At 61.6% G+C, this 15,751-nt stretch carries 13 protein-coding genes and 1 pseudogene; 6 read left to right on the top strand and 8 right to left on the bottom strand.

Features of this window, described 5'->3' with window-relative positions:
* Positions 1-2: 2 nt before the first annotated feature.
* The 3 genes from FFA61_RS06280 to FFA61_RS06290 form a co-directional block, all read right to left on the bottom strand.
* On the bottom strand, positions 3-1,751 hold the full coding sequence (locus FFA61_RS06280) for a DEAD/DEAH box helicase (protein WP_040314403.1): 1,749 nt from the start codon (positions 1,749-1,751) through the stop codon (positions 3-5).
* Positions 1,752-1,801: 50 nt separating this feature from the next.
* A complete protein-coding gene (locus tag FFA61_RS06285; RefSeq protein ID WP_040314201.1) occupies positions 1,802-2,164 on the bottom strand; it encodes a DUF3039 domain-containing protein in 363 nt (120 codons plus the stop codon).
* A gap of 100 nt (positions 2,165-2,264) precedes the next feature.
* A complete protein-coding gene (locus FFA61_RS06290; protein ID WP_005964774.1) occupies positions 2,265-2,549 on the bottom strand; it encodes an HU family DNA-binding protein in 285 nt (94 codons plus the stop codon).
* Between the two features lie 237 nt (positions 2,550-2,786).
* On the opposite strand from FFA61_RS06290, the gene FFA61_RS06295 reads away from it, so the two are divergent.
* The gene (locus tag FFA61_RS06295; RefSeq protein WP_005964776.1) at positions 2,787-4,745 is read left to right on the top strand and encodes a solute carrier family 23 protein; all 1,959 of its coding nucleotides are present in this window, start codon (positions 2,787-2,789) and stop codon (positions 4,743-4,745) included.
* Positions 4,746-4,961: 216 nt separating this feature from the next.
* Here the strand turns inward: FFA61_RS06295 and FFA61_RS06300 are convergent, their stop codons facing one another.
* Positions 4,962-5,945: a bile acid:sodium symporter family protein gene (locus FFA61_RS06300; RefSeq protein WP_040314405.1), complete on the bottom strand. Its 984-nt coding sequence runs from the start codon at positions 5,943-5,945 to the stop codon at positions 4,962-4,964.
* Positions 5,946-6,044: 99 nt separating this feature from the next.
* On the opposite strand from FFA61_RS06300, the gene FFA61_RS06305 reads away from it, so the two are divergent.
* Positions 6,045-6,881: a YwiC-like family protein gene (locus FFA61_RS06305; RefSeq protein ID WP_005964782.1), complete on the top strand. Its 837-nt coding sequence runs from the start codon at positions 6,045-6,047 to the stop codon at positions 6,879-6,881.
* Positions 6,882-6,922: 41 nt separating this feature from the next.
* Here the strand turns inward: FFA61_RS06305 and FFA61_RS06310 are convergent, their stop codons facing one another.
* Positions 6,923-7,888 (bottom strand): SLAC1 anion channel family protein, encoded by a 966-nt coding sequence (locus FFA61_RS06310; protein WP_005964785.1) that lies wholly within the window; start codon positions 7,886-7,888, stop codon positions 6,923-6,925.
* A 216-nt stretch (positions 7,889-8,104) separates the two neighbouring features.
* On the opposite strand from FFA61_RS06310, the gene FFA61_RS06315 reads away from it, so the two are divergent.
* Both FFA61_RS06315 and FFA61_RS06320 read left to right on the top strand, forming a co-directional pair.
* Positions 8,105-8,881: a tRNA threonylcarbamoyladenosine dehydratase gene (locus FFA61_RS06315; RefSeq protein WP_005964790.1), complete on the top strand. Its 777-nt coding sequence runs from the start codon at positions 8,105-8,107 to the stop codon at positions 8,879-8,881.
* The gene (locus FFA61_RS06320; RefSeq protein ID WP_051057877.1) at positions 8,866-9,765 is read left to right on the top strand and encodes a TatD family hydrolase; all 900 of its coding nucleotides are present in this window, start codon (positions 8,866-8,868) and stop codon (positions 9,763-9,765) included. The genes FFA61_RS06315 and FFA61_RS06320 overlap by 16 nt, the downstream gene beginning before the upstream one ends.
* A gap of 13 nt (positions 9,766-9,778) precedes the next feature.
* Here FFA61_RS06320 and FFA61_RS09420 read toward each other — a convergent pair whose 3' ends face one another.
* Both FFA61_RS09420 and FFA61_RS06330 read right to left on the bottom strand, forming a co-directional pair.
* The gene (locus FFA61_RS09420) at positions 9,779-10,447 is read right to left on the bottom strand and encodes a nucleotidyltransferase family protein (protein WP_242600906.1); all 669 of its coding nucleotides are present in this window, start codon (positions 10,445-10,447) and stop codon (positions 9,779-9,781) included.
* A 670-nt stretch (positions 10,448-11,117) separates the two neighbouring features.
* Complete coding sequence (locus tag FFA61_RS06330; protein ID WP_131247423.1) at positions 11,118-12,284, bottom strand: IS1249 family transposase; 1,167 nt, start codon at positions 12,282-12,284, stop codon at positions 11,118-11,120.
* Positions 12,285-12,572: 288 nt separating this feature from the next.
* Between FFA61_RS06330 and FFA61_RS06335 the strand changes: the two genes are divergently transcribed.
* Positions 12,573-13,688 carry an IS1249 family transposase gene (locus FFA61_RS06335; protein ID WP_040314467.1) on the top strand — a complete coding sequence of 372 codons (1,116 nt, stop codon included), beginning with the start codon at positions 12,573-12,575 and terminating at the stop codon, positions 13,686-13,688.
* Positions 13,679-14,356, top strand: a complete 678-nt coding sequence (locus tag FFA61_RS06340) for a DUF3800 domain-containing protein (RefSeq protein ID WP_138588769.1) — start codon at positions 13,679-13,681, stop codon at positions 14,354-14,356. Before FFA61_RS06335 ends, FFA61_RS06340 begins: the two co-directional genes overlap by 10 nt.
* 192 nt (positions 14,357-14,548) lie before the next feature.
* On the opposite strand, the pseudogene FFA61_RS06345 reads toward FFA61_RS06340, so the two are convergent.
* Positions 14,549-15,738, bottom strand: a pseudogene (locus FFA61_RS06345) (IS256 family transposase); the annotation flags it as partial.
* Positions 15,739-15,751 lie beyond the last annotated feature (13 nt).

Genomic DNA, 15,751 nt, shown 5'->3' on the forward strand with positions numbered 1-15,751 from the left:
CGCTATTTACGGCCAACGAACCACTGACGCAGTAAAGCGATACGCGCTTCGATCTGCTCAGTGGTGGCCTGCGCGATCTCGGGGCCTCCGCATCGGTTCCGTAGCTGGGAGTGCACCATCGCGTGCGTGTCGCCGGAGCGGCGCGACCAGGAGGCCACGAGGTGTTGAAGCTCTTTGCGCTTCGCCGCACGGACTCGGTGATCGGAGATCCCCGAATTCGCTTCACGTTGACGGGCCGCAGACCTCTGTTTGCGGGCCGAGGCCGCCTGTTCGGCCTGGCGGGCCCTGAGCAGCGTCGTCACCTGTTCCGCATCCAGGAGACCTGGGATCCCCAAGTATTCCTGCTCCTCTTCGGAACCGACCTCGGCGCCCTGGCCCCAGGCGGCGCCATCGAAGAGGACGCCGTCGAACTCGGCGTCCGCTCCGAGAACTTCGAAGCCTTTGAGGAGTTCACCTGAAGCCTTCTCCTCACGATTCGCCTCCGCCACCATCGCATCTTCTGGATTCCACATGGAATCCTCACCCTCGGGCTTGGGCCGGTCGAGAGCATGGTCGCGTTCGAGCTCCATCTGGCCGGCGAGATCCAAAAGGGGAAGGACGGAGGGGATGAACACCGTCGCAGTCTCCCCGCGCCGACGTACACGAACAAAACGACCGACCGCCTGTGCGAAGAACAAAGAAGTCGAGGTGTTCGTCGCATACACACCCACACACAGGCGCGGAACGTCCACGCCCTCGGACACCATGCGGACCGCGACCATCCACTTGTCATCGCCTTCACGGAAAGCATCAATGCGGTCTGAAGCGTCGGCGTCATCGGAAAGAACAACCGTCGCCGAACGTCCCGTGATGTCGCGCAAATGACGGGCGTAGGCGCGGGCCTGAGTCTGATCCGATGCGATGACCAAGCCGCCAGCGTCCGGGACCTGTCGACGCACCTCCTCGAGGCGCAGATCGGCGGCACGCAAAACCGCCGGGATCCACTCGCCTTTCGGGTCGAGGGCGGTCCTCCACGCCTGCTTCATCATGTCCTTGGTGAGGGGCTCACCCAAGCGGGCGCTCATCTCATCGCCCGAGTTCGTCCGCCAGGACATCTGCCCCGAATACGACATGAAGAGCACCGGACGGACGACGCTCTCTCGTAGGGCGTCGCCGTATCCGTAAGTGAAGTCCGCCTTCGAGCGGCGGATCCCATCAGCGTCCTCTTCATAGCGCACGAAGGGGATCGGCGAAGTGTCCGAGCGGAAGGGGGTGCCCGTGAGAGCAAGGCGGCGCTTGGCGTCAGTGAATGCCTCGCGCACACCATCACCCCAGGACAGGGCATCTCCCGCGTGGTGGATTTCGTCGAGGATGACGAGGGTCGGATAGGCGCGGGTCCTGGCCGCATGCACCGGAGGATTCGCCGCGACCTGCGCATATGTGACGGCGACCCCGTCGTAGTGGGAACCGGCTCGGCCCTGAGAGTTTGTAAAGGCCGGGTCGATGTGAATGCCGACCCGGGCTGCGGCATCCGCCCATTGGCCCTTCAAATGCTCTGTCGGACACACGACCGTGAGCTTGTCCACGATCCCCGCGCCCATGAGTTCAAGCGCGATCCTCAAAGCGAAAGTTGTCTTCCCCGCTCCGGGGGTCGCGACCGCGAGGAAATCACGCGGCTCTTGGCTCATGTACTGACGCAAAGCCGCAGCCTGCCAGGCGCGCAAAGCGCCCTCGGCGCCTCGTCTGGCACGCTTTGAGGACGAGTGCGACAGGTGGTGAGCTGTGGAAGCGCGGGATGGGAAGTGTCGATCCTGCGCTGCAGTCACTGTCCAGAGCCTCCCGAAGATCCTTTACCCATCATCCCCCCGTCTGAGAACGGCCAGTTCCGGCCATTGCGTCCCATTGAATCGCGCAGTTCCTTGCACGTTGGGCACACCGGATACTTCGAGGCGTCCCGCGAGGGGATCCACACTTTCCCACACAGGGCGACGACCGGTTGGCCCGTCACCATCGAAGAATTGGCCTTATCGCGGCGCACGAAATGAGCGAAGCGGTCGCCATCTCCCGGGGCTTTCTCTTTTTCGACCTCGGTGCGTTCAAGCAGTCCCGTCGAGGAGTGGGTCGAGGGCCCTGCGGGGGAAGTCGGGGCTCCCGGTCGGGTCGGTTCATCGAGGGCGTCTGGCATGCTCCCCATTGTAGGCCGAAGCATGGCAGTCTTCTTCGTGCAAAAGAATCCGGGGGTGGGCTCAGTGCCCACCCCCGGATCTTCAAGCCTCAGAGCCGATTCACTTCTTGGCGACGGCCTTCTTGAGGGTGGAGCCTGCGGAGAGCTTCACGCCGAAGCCCGCGGGGATCTGGATCTCTTCGCGGGTGCGGGGGTTGCGGCCGGTGCGGGCGGCACGCTCGACGCGCTCGACGGAGAAGAGACCGGTGACCTTGACGGCCTCGCCCTTGGCGAGGGACTCGACGAGAACATCCTGGAAAGCGCCGAGGGCGGCATCCGCCTCAACCTTGGTCAGATTGGCGCGCTCAGCGATCTGGGCCACAAGCTCAGTGCGATTCACGGACATGGAGGAACCTCATTCCTTCGTACAAAGCCATCACTATGACGGCCATCGAGGGACACACTACGAAAACATCGTGAGATTGTCAGGTTCTGGGCGCGTTTTTCCCGATATCTCACGATTTTTCGCCCCCTCTCCCTGCTCTTTAGAGCACTCTTTGCGAGATGCATCACCCGATTACAGATCCACAGTCCAAAGGGGAGACGATTGAGGTGCCCATCACAACCTCTTTCAGGAGATCTCATGGCTCTTGGACGAAGCGCGGGGGCCACCACCCCCGACCACCGTCATCCCGTCGATCAGGTGCCCCCCGCCGGCAAGCTCGCCGTCCTCGGTATCCAGCATGTTCTCGCCTTCTACGCGGGCGCCGTCGTCGTTCCCCTCGTCATCGCATCCGCCCTCGGCCTCGATGAGCAGACCCTTGTGCACCTCATCAACGCCGATCTTTTCACCTGTGGTATCGCGACGATCATCCAGTCCGCGGGCCTGGGCCCGAAGATCGGCGTGAAGCTCCCCCTCATCCAGGGAGTCACCTTCACCGCAGTCTCCCCTCTCATCGCGATCGGAATCGGAGCGAGCCCCGCGGGGGCCGACCCGAAGACCGGCCTTGCCACCATGTACGGCTCAATCATCGCCGCTGGTCTCGCAACCTTCCTCATCGCCCCCTATTTCGCAAAGCTTTTGCGTTTCTTCCCACCGGTCGTCACCGGCACTCTCCTGACGGTCATGGGCATCACCCTGATCGCAGTGTCTGCGGGCGACATCGTCTCCCTCGCGAGCTACGCACCCGAGGGCGCCGACCTTGGGGCCCTGACTTTGAAGGGCCTCGCCTACGCAATGGGGACCCTCGCGATCATCGTCGCGATCCAGAAGATCTTCAAAGGCTTCATGTCGACGATCTCCGTCCTCCTCGGCCTTGTCGTCATGACGATCATCGCTTTCATCCTCAAGGATGCGTCCTTCAGTAATGTCGCGCAGTCCTCATGGGTCGGCATCACCTCCCCCTTCTTCTTCGGCCTGCCGAAGTTCTCAGTCGCGGCGATCATCTCAATGCTCATCGTCATGGCCGTCACCGCTGTTGAAACCACTGGCGATGTCTTCGCCACCGGGGAGGTCGTCGGCAAGCGCATCACCCCAGAGCACGTCGCCAGGGCCCTTCGCGCGGACGGCCTGTCCACCCTCCTGGGCGGTGTCCTCAACTCCTTCCCCTACACCTGTTTCGCGCAAAACGTCGGGCTCGTGCGCCTCACCCGAGTCAAGTCCCGTTGGGTCGTCACCGCGGCCGGAGTCATCATGATTATCCTCGGTCTGCTCCCGAAAGCCGGTGCGATCGTCGCCTCGATCCCCGCTCCCGTGATCGGCGGCGCCTCCCTCGCGATGTTCGCGAATGTCGCGGTCGTCGGCATTCAAACCCTCGGCAAAGTGGATATGCGCGACAACCGTAACGCCGTGATCGTTTCGACTTCCGTGGGCCTCGCGATGCTCGTCACCCTCAAGCCTGAGATCGCGACCATGGTTCCCTCCTGGCTGCAGATCATCTTCGGCTCGGGCGTCACGATCGGTGCTCTGAGTGCCTTCATCCTCAACCTCTTGTTCTTCCACCTCGGCAAGCAACAAGGTCCCGATGTTGCGCTCGTCGATGGTCGCGCCGTGTCCATTGACGAGGTCAACTCCATGGAGCGCGATGTCTTCATCCGGGCTTTCTCCGGAATGTACGAGGGCGCGACCTGGCCCGTGGAGCGCGCCTGGGAGCAGCGCCCCTTCGCGGATACCACTGAGCTTCGCCGCGCTTTCGAGGACGAGGTGCTCGTCGCCTCGCTCGAGGAGCAGGAAGCCCTCATCGCTGCCTACTCCGATATCGCTGAACTCGCCGCAGGCAAGGGCGATGAGCGCGCGAACCAGGACACTGCCGCCCTTGGACTCGGTGAATTCGACGACAAGGAGCTTGAGGATCTCACAGCCGCTTCTGCGGCGTATCGCGAGAAGTTCCACCGTCCCCTCGTCGTGTGCGTCACGAACCTTGCCGACCGTGAACACCTCATCTCCTCCGCATGGAAGCGCGTGGAGACCTCGAAGGCCCGTGAAGCCCGATTCGCTTTGGGCGAGGTGATCGACATCGCGGATGAACGCTTCACACAGCTCGTCGCCGATGCGAATCCGATCCGTACCGCCTGGGCGCGCAAGATGGATCAAGTCGACTGAACTCACCCTTCACACATTCAGGGGCAGGCCTTGTGGCCTGCCCCTGAATGCATCCCATCAACACAGTGCGAGTTCTTCCGAAGAGTCTCCTCAAAATCCATCATCGGCGTTGACGCCCCCTTGTGGGCCGTTCGCCGTATTCCTTTGTGATGGGAATAAAGTTAGGGGTCCCTCCTTCAAGGACCATCGATTGAAGCTAGGAATTCCCTGAGAATTTCAATCGGTGATCGGGCGGCGTTGGAAGAAGGCCGCGAGCGCTGAACCGGAGACGTTGTGCCACACGGAGAAGACCGCGCCCGGGACTGCCGCCTCGGGAGTGAAGTAGGTGGCACCCAGGGTCGCAGCGAGGCCGGAGTTTTGCATGCCGACCTCGATGGCGGTTGTACGAGCGGCTTTCTCCCCGACCTTGAGGCCCTTCGCAGCGAAGTAGCCGAGAGCCAGGCCCAGGCCGTTGTGCACAATGACAACCGCGAGGACGACGAGGCCAGCGCTGAGGATTCGCGTAGATGAAGCACCCACGAGGGCGATCACCGCATAGGAGATGCCGAAAACGGAGATCCACGGCAGGGCCGGGAGGATCACTTCGACGAGCTTGGGGAGGAAGCTGCGCAACAGCAGGCCGAGGACGACCGGGATGAAGACGATCATCATGATGGACTTCGCCATCGCCACCGCATCGACCGGCATGTACTGGCCGGCGAGGTACTTCGTGAGGATCGGAGTGACGAGGGGCGAGAGCAGGGTCGACACTGCAGTCATCGCAACCGAGAGGGCGACATCGCCCTTCGCGAGGTAGGCGACCACATTCGAAGCGGTTCCACCGGGCGCACAGCCCACGAGGATCACACCAACCGCGAGCGCCGGGTCCAAGCGGAACGCCCAGGTCACGGCAAGAGCGGCGAGGGGCATGATGATGTATTGCGCGAGGACGCCCACAAGAACCGGCCAAGGGCGACGGGCAATCACACCAAAATCCGGGGGCGTGAGAGTCAGCCCCATGCCGAACATAATGACCATGAGCGCATAGTTCACGCCCTTGACGAGCGGCGCGGTCTGGGCAGGGAAGAGGAGCCCCCCGATGAGGGCCCCCAGGATGATCAAAGGGAAGACAGTGACGGCGATCTTCGCCGAGCGGTCCTCGCGTTTCGAGGACGAATCGCTTGAAGCGGACAGAGTCGTCGTGTTCTGGTCAATGGTCATTGTTCGATTCTCACATGGGCTCTTCGGGGCGACCAGTCCTTTATCGCGCATCGGACGCATCTCTCAAGCGCGCACCCGCCTCCACGTAGAGTCATCACTATGACGATTCCTTCTGCTTCTTCGTCCTCCACCCCCGTCTCCCGCAAATCTCGTAGCCGGAGGCGCATATTGACGAAGAAAGGCTGGATCCCCGATCAACACGGCGCCTGGCCAATGGCGATTCTGCCTCCCCTGCTCGGGATCGGAGCAGCTGGCCCCCATCTTATTCACCTGCTCCTCATGTGCGCCTGGCTCAGTGCGTTCGGTGCCTTCCACGCTCTTGAGCTGTATTGGAAGACCCCTCAGCGCAGGCGGGGCAGCGTGCGTCCCGCCCTTGTCTCCTGGTGCGGCCTCACCCTCCTCTTCGGTGTTCCGCTCCTTGTCATACAGCCCGGATTCTTCGCTTGGGCGCCGTATTTCGCACCCCTCGCCCTCATCGCTTTGATTGAGGTCGTGCGCGGGAAGGAACGGGCGATCCTCACGCGGGTGACGAGTGTGGGTGCGGCGGCGCTCATGACTCCGGTCGCAGCCGCACGCGGCCTCATCGCCCCTCTTTCCCCCGATCTGACTCAGGCGTGGGTTCTTGGCACGATCCTCGGCGCATACTTCATTGGCACGATTCCGCTGGTGCGCTCCCTGATCCGCGGCCGCAAGGAGATGCGCTGGATCATCGGATCGATCATCTGGCACCTCGTGTCCTTCATTGGCGTCGCCATCGCTTTCATGAAGGGCAGCGTCGTCCTCGTCCTCGTTCCCGTGTGGATCGCCTTGACTCTTCGGGCGGGGGCGATGCCGCTGTTACAGAGGCGGGGCTTTGCCTTGACTCCCATGAGGATCGGTCTTGGGGAGATGGTCTGGAGTCTCCTCGTCACGGCGTGCCTGCTCGCCTCGGTGTGAGCGTGGGGTGAAGTGCGGGGTAGCGCGAGGCGGGGGTGGCGTTACTCGGCTTCGAAGATCCGGCCTTTGAAGGTGAGCACCAGCACGCCGACAAGGATGATCGGAATGGCGATGCTCGCAACCGCAAGAGCGATGAGGGCGAGCCACTGATAGAGGGCTCCGGGCAGAGCTTCGGCACTCACGAGGGAGGCGACGGCGAGGGCGGCCACGGGGAAGGTGTAGGCGAGGTAGGGCAGGGCGAAGGGGATCTCAAGGAGCTTCTTCGCTTGGAAGCCGATGAGCAGGGCGAACATCCAGGAGATCGACAAGAGAATGCGGCTCAGGGGGTCGTCGGATTCGTGTCCCAGGCGCGACCATGCGACCAGGGCAACGGCGGGCGGGGCGACCATGATCGCGTAGGTCGGCATGAGCTTGGCGGGGATGCCCTTATCGTGCATGAGGAGACGCTCAATGATGAGGGTAAGGAAAACACCCCAGAAGACCATTCCGACGCCGAAGGAGAACCACGCGAGGTCCATATTGCCGATCTGCGGGGCTGCCAGTGGGGTGATGACATTGCCGACGATGGGGATCAACCACGCAGGAGTAATGTCCGTGCTCGTGATGTCGGGGCGCATCGACCATGCCGTGAGGACGAGGGCCGTGGCGAGCAGGTGCCCGAGTGCGCCCACCCACCACATGATGCTGGCCAGGCCGGGGGCGACATCCGCGCCTGCGGTTGCCAGAACAAGGGTCGCGATGGTGATCGTAGGGACGAAGGGCATGCGCATCTTGTGGGAGAGTTCAGCCCGCGCGGCCTTGGGGTGCAGCGCCCACTTCGCAAGATAGGCGCACAGGACGAGGACGTAGAGGGATGCGGCAATGGCGAGGATGAGGAGGGAGGGCCATGTGGGCAGCTCCCATAGGTGTGCGGCTCTCTTCCATGCGAGGGAGAGGGCACCCACCCCCATCACGGAAGCGAAGACGGTTACGGGCATGTGGGCGAGCGATCGTTGAGATGCCGTCATTGAGGTTCCTCTCGGCGCGATTGCCTGGTCTGAAGGAGCAAAAACATAGGAAGCATATACCCCCTGGGGTATTTCTTTGTTTGCTGCCCCAAAAAGGAGAGGAAGGTCAAGGCGAAGCGCTCGACTCCTCTTGGCATTCGAAACGGCTCCCCGCCCTCAGCAATAATGTTCCCCATCCGTCCCCGCTCCCCAAGCCCGAATCACTAGGGAGGCCCCATGCCCGGCGAACGCTTCGCCCGACTCGAACTCCTCCTCGGCACCGAAGGCCTGAACTCGCTGACAAAGGCGAGAGTAATGGTCCTCGGCTTGGGCGGCGTCGGCTCGAGCTGCGCTGAAGCACTCGCACGCGGCGGGATCGGCTCCCTCGTCCTCCTCGACCGCGACATCATCGAAGAATCGAATATCAATCGACAAAAACTCGCCTTCACCTCGACCCTCGGACGCGAAAAAGCGGAAGTCATGGCCCAGATCGTCGCCGATATCAACCCCGAATGCACGGTCTTCGCGACACGGACCTACCTGGATTCGCGCACACTCGAACAGACCCTGGACCGATTGCCCCGGCCCGACTACGTTCTCGACTGCATCGACACCCTCACTCAAAAGCTCGGGATCGCCCGCTGGTGCGCGAAGGAGGGGATTCCTCTGATCTCCTCAATGGGCGCGGCCAACAAATTCGACCCGACGCAGCTCCACTTCTGCGAAGTCCAAGAGTCACGCCACTGCCATCTCGCCCGTGCGATGCGCCGTGAATGCCGCCACCGGGGGATCGCAGACCTCGAAGTCCTCAGCTCCCAAGAAGCACACCCCAGCTTCATCGCCCCGAAGAGTTGGGATGCGAACGCGAGGCTCGGATCGATGAGCTACATGCCGCCGATCATGGGGCAGATGCTCGCCGGACAGGTCATTCAAAGACTCGCGGGGCTGAGCCCCATGCCCACACCCCCGCGCCTCGTCGATTCTTGGAGGGGCACGCCGTGTTCTCGAGGCTAGACACCCACTACCATTTCGATTTCATTGACGAGGGCGAGCGTCTCCCCTTCCTGCGCGCCTGCACGAAACGCGGGCTCCGGCTCGTCGCCCAAACACTCCTGCCCTCTTACTTCCACGAGAACCTGGAATGGGCGGCCAACGCCCGCCGTGATGCGGGGGCCAACCTAGGCGCAGGTGGCGACGAGGGCGCCGAGGTGCACTGGCCAGCGTGGTCTCTTGGGCTGCACCCCTGGTATATCGAAGAGGCGCACATCGGCGAAGAACTCAAGCTTTTTGGCTCCGGCCTTGAAAAGACTCGCCTCATTGGCGAGGTCGGGCTGGATTTCGCGCCCAGGCGATTAGAGGCTGTGCCCGCACAACTGCAAGTCGAGGTGTTTTCCGAGGTGGTGACAATGAGCTGCGAGGCGGCGGTTCGCGGGGGCGTTCACGGCGGGCAGGCTCAAAAGTCGAGTCCTCTGCCCCATGTCCTCTCAATTCACGCTGTTCGAGCCGCCAGCACCGTCCTCGATCTTCTGGAAGGATCCGACGCCCTCGGACGTGGGCTTGTTCCCGTGTTCCATCGTTTCTCGGGCACGAGTGATGATCTGACGCGCCTGATCCGCATGGGCGGGTATATCTCCATCAACCCGGCGATGCTCACGTCGAAACGCGGGCGAGCCTACATTCGGCAAGTGCCTGAAGAGCGTCTCCTTGTGGAAACGGACCTGCCTGCTGCTCCGGCGGCGTCGAAGGAGGGGGAGGGTGAAGTGAAAAGCGGCGAGCGCCACTGCGAAGAACTCGATGAGACTCTCAACCGAATCCTCACCTCTGTTGAAGAGCTGAGGAAAGAGGATCCTCGTGAGGTTCTGGACAAGACCCAGGCGAGGTTGTATGGAGGGTTTTAAGTAGCGCTGTTGCTCACTCGAAGCTGAGAGAGTCCACTAGCTGCTGGAGGTCGTGCGCGGTGAAGCCACGGAAGTATGTCGAATGAGTTCGTTTCACTGTCTCAAGCGAGTCAGACCCGACGAGGACAATGTCGATTTCGGGCCTATCGTGGTAGCGCAACTCAGCCTCCCGGTATGCGCGGGCCGCGACATCACCATCTGTGCCATACGAGCGAGACGATAGGAGTTTGTCTTCCTTACGGTCATAGATGAGGAGGAAGTGCTCAATGACATTAGAGTTCTTCGTCATCAGTGTTCCTCCTGCTCCAGTTGACCCCCAACGGTATTCTATTCGCTCCCATATCCGATAAATGTTGGGGATGTTGTTCTCACTGATGACGATCCGACATCCGCCAATGTCACCCATGCGCGACAGATCCAGGCCCTTCTCCCGGTAGGTGAGCTTCTCAACGATCGTCTCCATGCGCTTGAGACGCTGACTCACCTCCGCCTCAATGCCCTCTGTGGCGAGGAAGCTACGAAGCCCATTGTTCACTTTCAGGAGAGGATCAGCGAATGTTCTCCGATACTCTGCAATCACCTCAAGCGCAGCCAAACGCTCTTGTTCACTTGCTTTGCCCTGCGTGAAAGCCCGCAGAGTTGACCCTGCTTTGCGGACCTGCGACTTCGATGGTGCCGGCACGATGGCCTCCTCATATTCACACATGGGTGAGAGCTGGGCCTTGTCCCCTCCCCTGAGGCGTTCCCCAATCACACCTAGTATCGCTGAGCTTGCCCCGCTGTGACACCCGCAAGCCGCCCATCGGCGGCGTGGATTGTCATTCGCTGAACACTCCAGCGCATCGTGCGATATCAGCTACGAGATACGAATCCCAGTTTGGCAAGGGAAAGCCCCAGAACCCTGCGGCTCTGGGGCTTTCAAGAGTGGAGATGGGGGGAACTGTTTCAAAAGTGGCTATGACCTGCACAGATGTGGAACTTTAGCAGGGTCGTGTCCTCTGCGTGCCCAATCAGCTTGTCTCATTCGCCAGTTTGCAGGTCCGGTGGGAGGCCCCTCGACCAGGTCACAGGGCCTCAAATTCGTATTGTCAGCGAGTGACGTATGATGCTATTCTGTGACTCGCAGGTGGAGACACGCTGTACACCGGGAATGCATCGAACTCGCGTTTAAGCGGTCTGTAAGGCCGTCGGCGTCCTGGGGAAGGGTCACGGAAGTGACCCTTCTTTTTTATTGTGAGGATGCAGTGTCGATCTTTGTGTACGCCGACGAGTCTGGCGTATTCGATCAGGCCCATGAGAAAGTGGGGGTTACCGGCAGGAAAGTGTGGCATCGCTCGGGCGTGTCGTGGGGGTTATGTGCGTCCGGCCCAGCCTTTTCGGGTGTGGAAGCCGGTGTCGGGGCTGTAGGCGTTGTCGTAGTGTGTGGGCCCGTCTGGCCGGGGTTGTTGTTTGTGTGTTGTGGGGATGATCGTGTGGGGTTGCCTGGCGTGTTTGTCCCATTCGGCGAGCACTGTGGCGGCGTTGATGGGGTGTTGGTGGTGGGCGAGGAACCAGTGAATTGCGGTGATTTGGCGAGTCGTGTTCCAGCCTGCATGGGCGCGCAGTAGGGCGCGGATTTGAGCGTTGAGGGATTCGATGGGGTTGGTGGTGGATGCGAGGTTTGGTCGGCCAGGGTCGGTGAGGAATGTGAAGAGCTGTTTGTTCTTGAGGAGGCGTTCGAGCCGGTAGTACACGCGCCTGTCGCGTTCGTGGGTGTACCACCATTTCTTGCCTGTGGCTGCTGCCTTTTCGGGGTCTTGGGACGCGTAGGTGCGTTCTTTGAGGTAGTGGGCGTATTCGGTGTGGAAGGCGGCGAGCAGGCTCGCCCAGTGTGCGGCTTCATCCATGGTGGTGACGCGCAAGAGGGAATGGGACAGGCCTTTGAGGGCTTTCCCGGCGGGCGTGTGGGGGTTGTGGGTCAGGTCCACGGTGTTGTTGCGGTGGACATGCACGAGGCAGCGTTGGACCGGTTGGTCTGGTCCCCACAGGGTGCGGATCGCTGCCAGGGCGCCGCCTGCCCCGTCGGTAGTGATGATGCCCGGTGGGGGAAGTGGGCTGAGGAGCTGGGTGTAGGCCGTAGCGTTTTCTCGTCCGGCGGTAACCCAGTTCAACGGTGTGCGCCCGTCGGTGGCGATGAGGATGACCCAGGAGTGGGAAAGGAAGATCCCGTCAATGAACACCTGGTCATGAATGACGCCGTCCATGACTGGGAGGGGTGGTGGGACTTGCCAACACCACGAGGTGCGCTGGCGGAAGGATCGGCCGGTGAGTGTGCCGTCGCGTTCGGCTTGGCTGGTCTTGCCGGTCGCGTAGTTGATGAATGCTTCCAGGTCGTGGCGGCGAGTTACGTCAGGGCGCTTGAGAACTGTCGAGAATGAGCAGTTCCGGCAACGCCACCGGGGCGTACGAGAAGACGTTTTCCCGTTCGCGTTCATCGGCGCTCGGCAGATCGGGCACTTGGGGCGCTTGTCAACACTCACCCGCTCATATAGGCCCCACCCCTATGGGGAACGCGACTTTACGCGGTCAGATCAACGAAAAGTCCGGGTCGATGCCACACTTCCTTGCCGGTATCCCGAAAGTGGGGTTAAAGGACACCTCGTGTTGGTCTGACTGGGACTTTTCGTTGTGCTGGTGCGGGAAGGTCTGGGTTTTAGTTGGTGGCGGCCAACTATGAGGGTGGACAGAATGTGTTGGTCTGATCGGGGTTTTTCGGCTCTGTGGTGCGGGAAAGTCCGGGTTTTAGTTGGGTGTGTTTGCCTCTCGGGGTGAATACTGCTTCGTGCCCTGTGTGTGGTGGTCGGATGACGCGTCATGGGAAGACGTCAGCTGGACGGCAGCGGTGGAGGTGTACGGCCTGCAATGTCACCGGTCTGAATGAGATTGACGCGTCGGCCAAGCACCTGGGCGAGTTCCTTTCCTGGTTGCTCAGCGGGGCCCGTCAGGCGGATATGCCTGGGGGTGGGCGGTCGTTTCGGCGGCGGTGCCAGCACCTGTGGGAGGTCTGGCCTTTCGCTCCCGTGGTCGATGAGGTGCACGAGGTCGTGTTCGTTGACGGGATTCATCTGGGCCGCAAGGCGGTCGTGGTGATCGCTCAGACGCGTGAGCATGTGGTGGGCTGGTATGTGGCCAGGACGGAGAACTCGCGCGCCTGGGAGGCCCTCATGAGCAGGATCGCCCCTCCGGAGCTGGTGGTGACCGATGGGGGGAGTGGGTTCGAGAAGGCGCGTAAGAAGATCTGGCCGGATTCGCGGGTGCAGCGGTGCACGTTTCACGCGTTTTCGAAGGTGAAGGAAGCGACAACGACCCGTCCGAAGCTGCCTGCGTCCAAAGAGCTGTACGCCCTGGGCAAGCAGCTCATTCGCGTCACGGATCTTCCGCAGGCCGAGGCGTGGGTGGAGGACTACAGGGGGTGGTGTGAGCGGTGGGAGGCGTTCCTCGCCGAGAAGACACCCAGAGACGATGGCGGGTGGGAGTACACGCATGAGCGGCTCGTGCGCGCCCGTAACAGCCTGAACCGGCTACTGGCGAGGGGTGTGTTGTTCACGTTCTGCGACCCCACCTGGGGGCAGGCGATGCCGGCGATGAACAACCAGATCGAAGGAGCCACGAACGCGCCCCTGCGCCAAATGCTGCGCGACCACCGGGGTATGCGGCTCACGCGCAGGATCAAGGCGATCTTCTGGTGGTGCTACATGCACACGGAGCACCCCTTGTCGGCCGCTCAGATCCTGAAAGTCATGCCCACCGACACCCAGATCGAACAGGCCTGGCAACAGGCCTCACGCGACCACCCCGCCGCCGGCATCATCCCCCAATGGGGAGACGCCATCGCCTGGCATGAACTCCACCACCACAGCCCCTACCGCACCGACTGGGACTAGACCCGACCAACACATTTTGTCCTATAACCCAGAAAGTGTTCGTGTTCGGTGGGCTGATTTTTCTGGACAAAGCGTCGCGAGACTCGTGCCTGCGCATGTACCGGAAGGCCGAACGCAGTCTTGGTCCCTCGGCTGGCCGCACGATCCATGGTGAGCTCAAAGCCGTGACTCTTTCTGGCAGAGACAAAGGCAAACTATTCCGCTCTCTCAACAACGTCCACAAATTCGCCGTTGTCGTGAAGCTCGATCGCATCCGCTCGGAGATCTTCTGCGACAAGAAGACGAAGCAACGCTATCTGGACTACGCCTTCAAGCGAGCGTTGAAGAGTGCCCTCCAACAGCTGCTGAACTCCGGTGAGATCCCCGCCGATTACTCCGAGACGATCGACGTTCGTATGGATGAGCACACGACAGCGACGAATGGCCGATACGAGTTGCGTGAATCCTTGATCCAGGAACTCAAGACGGGGACATTCAACTGGAACTACGCATCGTTCTTCCCTCCCATTCTTCCAACGCTGACAGATGTTCGTCTCGAGATGCGAGATTCCAAGCTAGATCCGTTGATCCGCGCCGCTGACATTGTGGCCAATCGCGTCTATTTCAAGGCTCGAACCAACGACCTACCCGATGTCAGGCGAAAGGTCAGCGTATTGATGCTCCCCTGAGCAACAGATGCAGGACCTACACAGAGCTTCAACCTTCAGCCCCTACCACCCGTCGCGTTCCGCCAACGCCTTGCTCAACGCTCGGCGCTCCCGGTCGGTGAGGGTGTTGAGGCGTGTTATGAGTGTATCTAGGTCGCCCCAGAGTTCGTCTGCGGGTCTGTCTGGTAAACGGTGTGTGGGATCGAGCGGTTTTTATTCGTGGGTGGTTTTCTCGAACCGTGCGGCGAGGGTGATTGCGAACGCGTTCAGCGCGGGCTTCCATTTCATCACCCAGCGTGCCCTTTTGCCGTCAGTCGGGTCAAGTGACGGCGTGACGAGGTACAGGCACTTGATTGCGGCGGCCTCATTTGGGAAGTGCCCGCGCGCTTGGACGGCCTGCCTGTAGCGGGTGTTGCTTGACTCGATTGCGTTGGTGGTGCAGATCACGCGCCGGATCTTGACGTCGTACTCGAGGAACGGCACGAACTTTGCCCAGGCGCTGAGCCGGAGATGCACGATCGCCGGGTACCTCTGGCCCCACTCGGCGGCGAACTTTTCGAATCGATCCTTTGCCGCCTGCTTTGACGGGGCTGTGTAGACGGGTTTGAGGAAAACGGACGTTCGCGTCGCGGTGTTGCCGCCCGGCGTAGCGGAAGTTGTTGCGGATTAGGTGGACGATGCACTGCTGGACGATCGTTTGCTCCCAAGTGGTGTGATCGCCTCCGAAAGACCCCTTCAGCCCGTCGCAGACCGCGATGAGCACGTCCTCGACGCCCCGGTTCTTCACCTCGGTGAACACCTGCAGCCAGAACCTCGCACCCTCCTGACCATCACCGGCCCAGATGCCGAGGATGTCGCGTTTTCCGTTCACGGTGACGCCCATCACGACATAGAACGGGGTGTTTCTCACCTGCCCGTCACGGACCTTCACGACGATCGCGTCGACGAAGATCACCGGGTAGAGCGGATCCAGCGGCCTGCTCGACCATTCGGCGAGTTCCCCGCTGACCTTCTCGGTGATCTGGCTGATCGTATCCTTGGAGACCTTCGCCCCATAGACCTCGTCGAAGTGCGCGGCGATCTCACCCGTAGTCAACCCCCGCGCGCTCAACGACAGCACGATTTGATCGACCCCGTCCACCCGGCGCTTCCTCTTCGGGACGATCACCGGTTCGAACGAGCCGTCACGGTCTTTGGGCACCTCGATCTCGACGGGCCCGATCTCGGTGAGCACCGTCTTGACCCGCGTCCCGTTACGCATGTTCTCGCCCATTTAGGGTCCCGCCGTGCTCGCGGCCGAGGTGCTCGGTCAACTCGGCATTCTCCGCGGTCTCGACGACGTTCTTCGTGAGCTGGCTGAGCGAGCCGCCCGGCCCCGTCAAGCTCACGCCCTGCTCCTTCGCCTACGCGAGCAAG

The sequence above is a fragment of the Schaalia cardiffensis F0333 genome, assembly GCF_005886435.1.
Lineage (GTDB): Bacteria > Actinomycetota > Actinomycetes > Actinomycetales > Actinomycetaceae > Pauljensenia > Pauljensenia cardiffensis.

Bases quoted from the DNA above. Each gene is read 5' to 3' on its own strand.
- FFA61_RS06300 (WP_040314405.1), bottom strand. From the start codon at position 5,945: ATGACCATTGACCAGAACACGACGACTCTGTCCGCTTCAAGCGATTCG.
- FFA61_RS06290 (WP_005964774.1), bottom strand. From the start codon at position 2,549: ATGTCCGTGAATCGCACTGAGCTTGTGGCCCAGATCGCTGAGCGCGCC.
- FFA61_RS06310 (WP_005964785.1), bottom strand. From the start codon at position 7,888: ATGACGGCATCTCAACGATCGCTCGCCCACATGCCCGTAACCGTCTTC.
- FFA61_RS06285 (WP_040314201.1), bottom strand. From the start codon at position 2,164: ATGCCAGACGCCCTCGATGAACCGACCCGACCGGGAGCCCCGACTTCC.
- FFA61_RS06295 (WP_005964776.1), top strand. From the start codon at position 2,787: ATGGCTCTTGGACGAAGCGCGGGGGCCACCACCCCCGACCACCGTCAT.
- FFA61_RS06305 (WP_005964782.1), top strand. From the start codon at position 6,045: ATGACGATTCCTTCTGCTTCTTCGTCCTCCACCCCCGTCTCCCGCAAA.
- FFA61_RS06315 (WP_005964790.1), top strand. From the start codon at position 8,105: ATGCCCGGCGAACGCTTCGCCCGACTCGAACTCCTCCTCGGCACCGAA.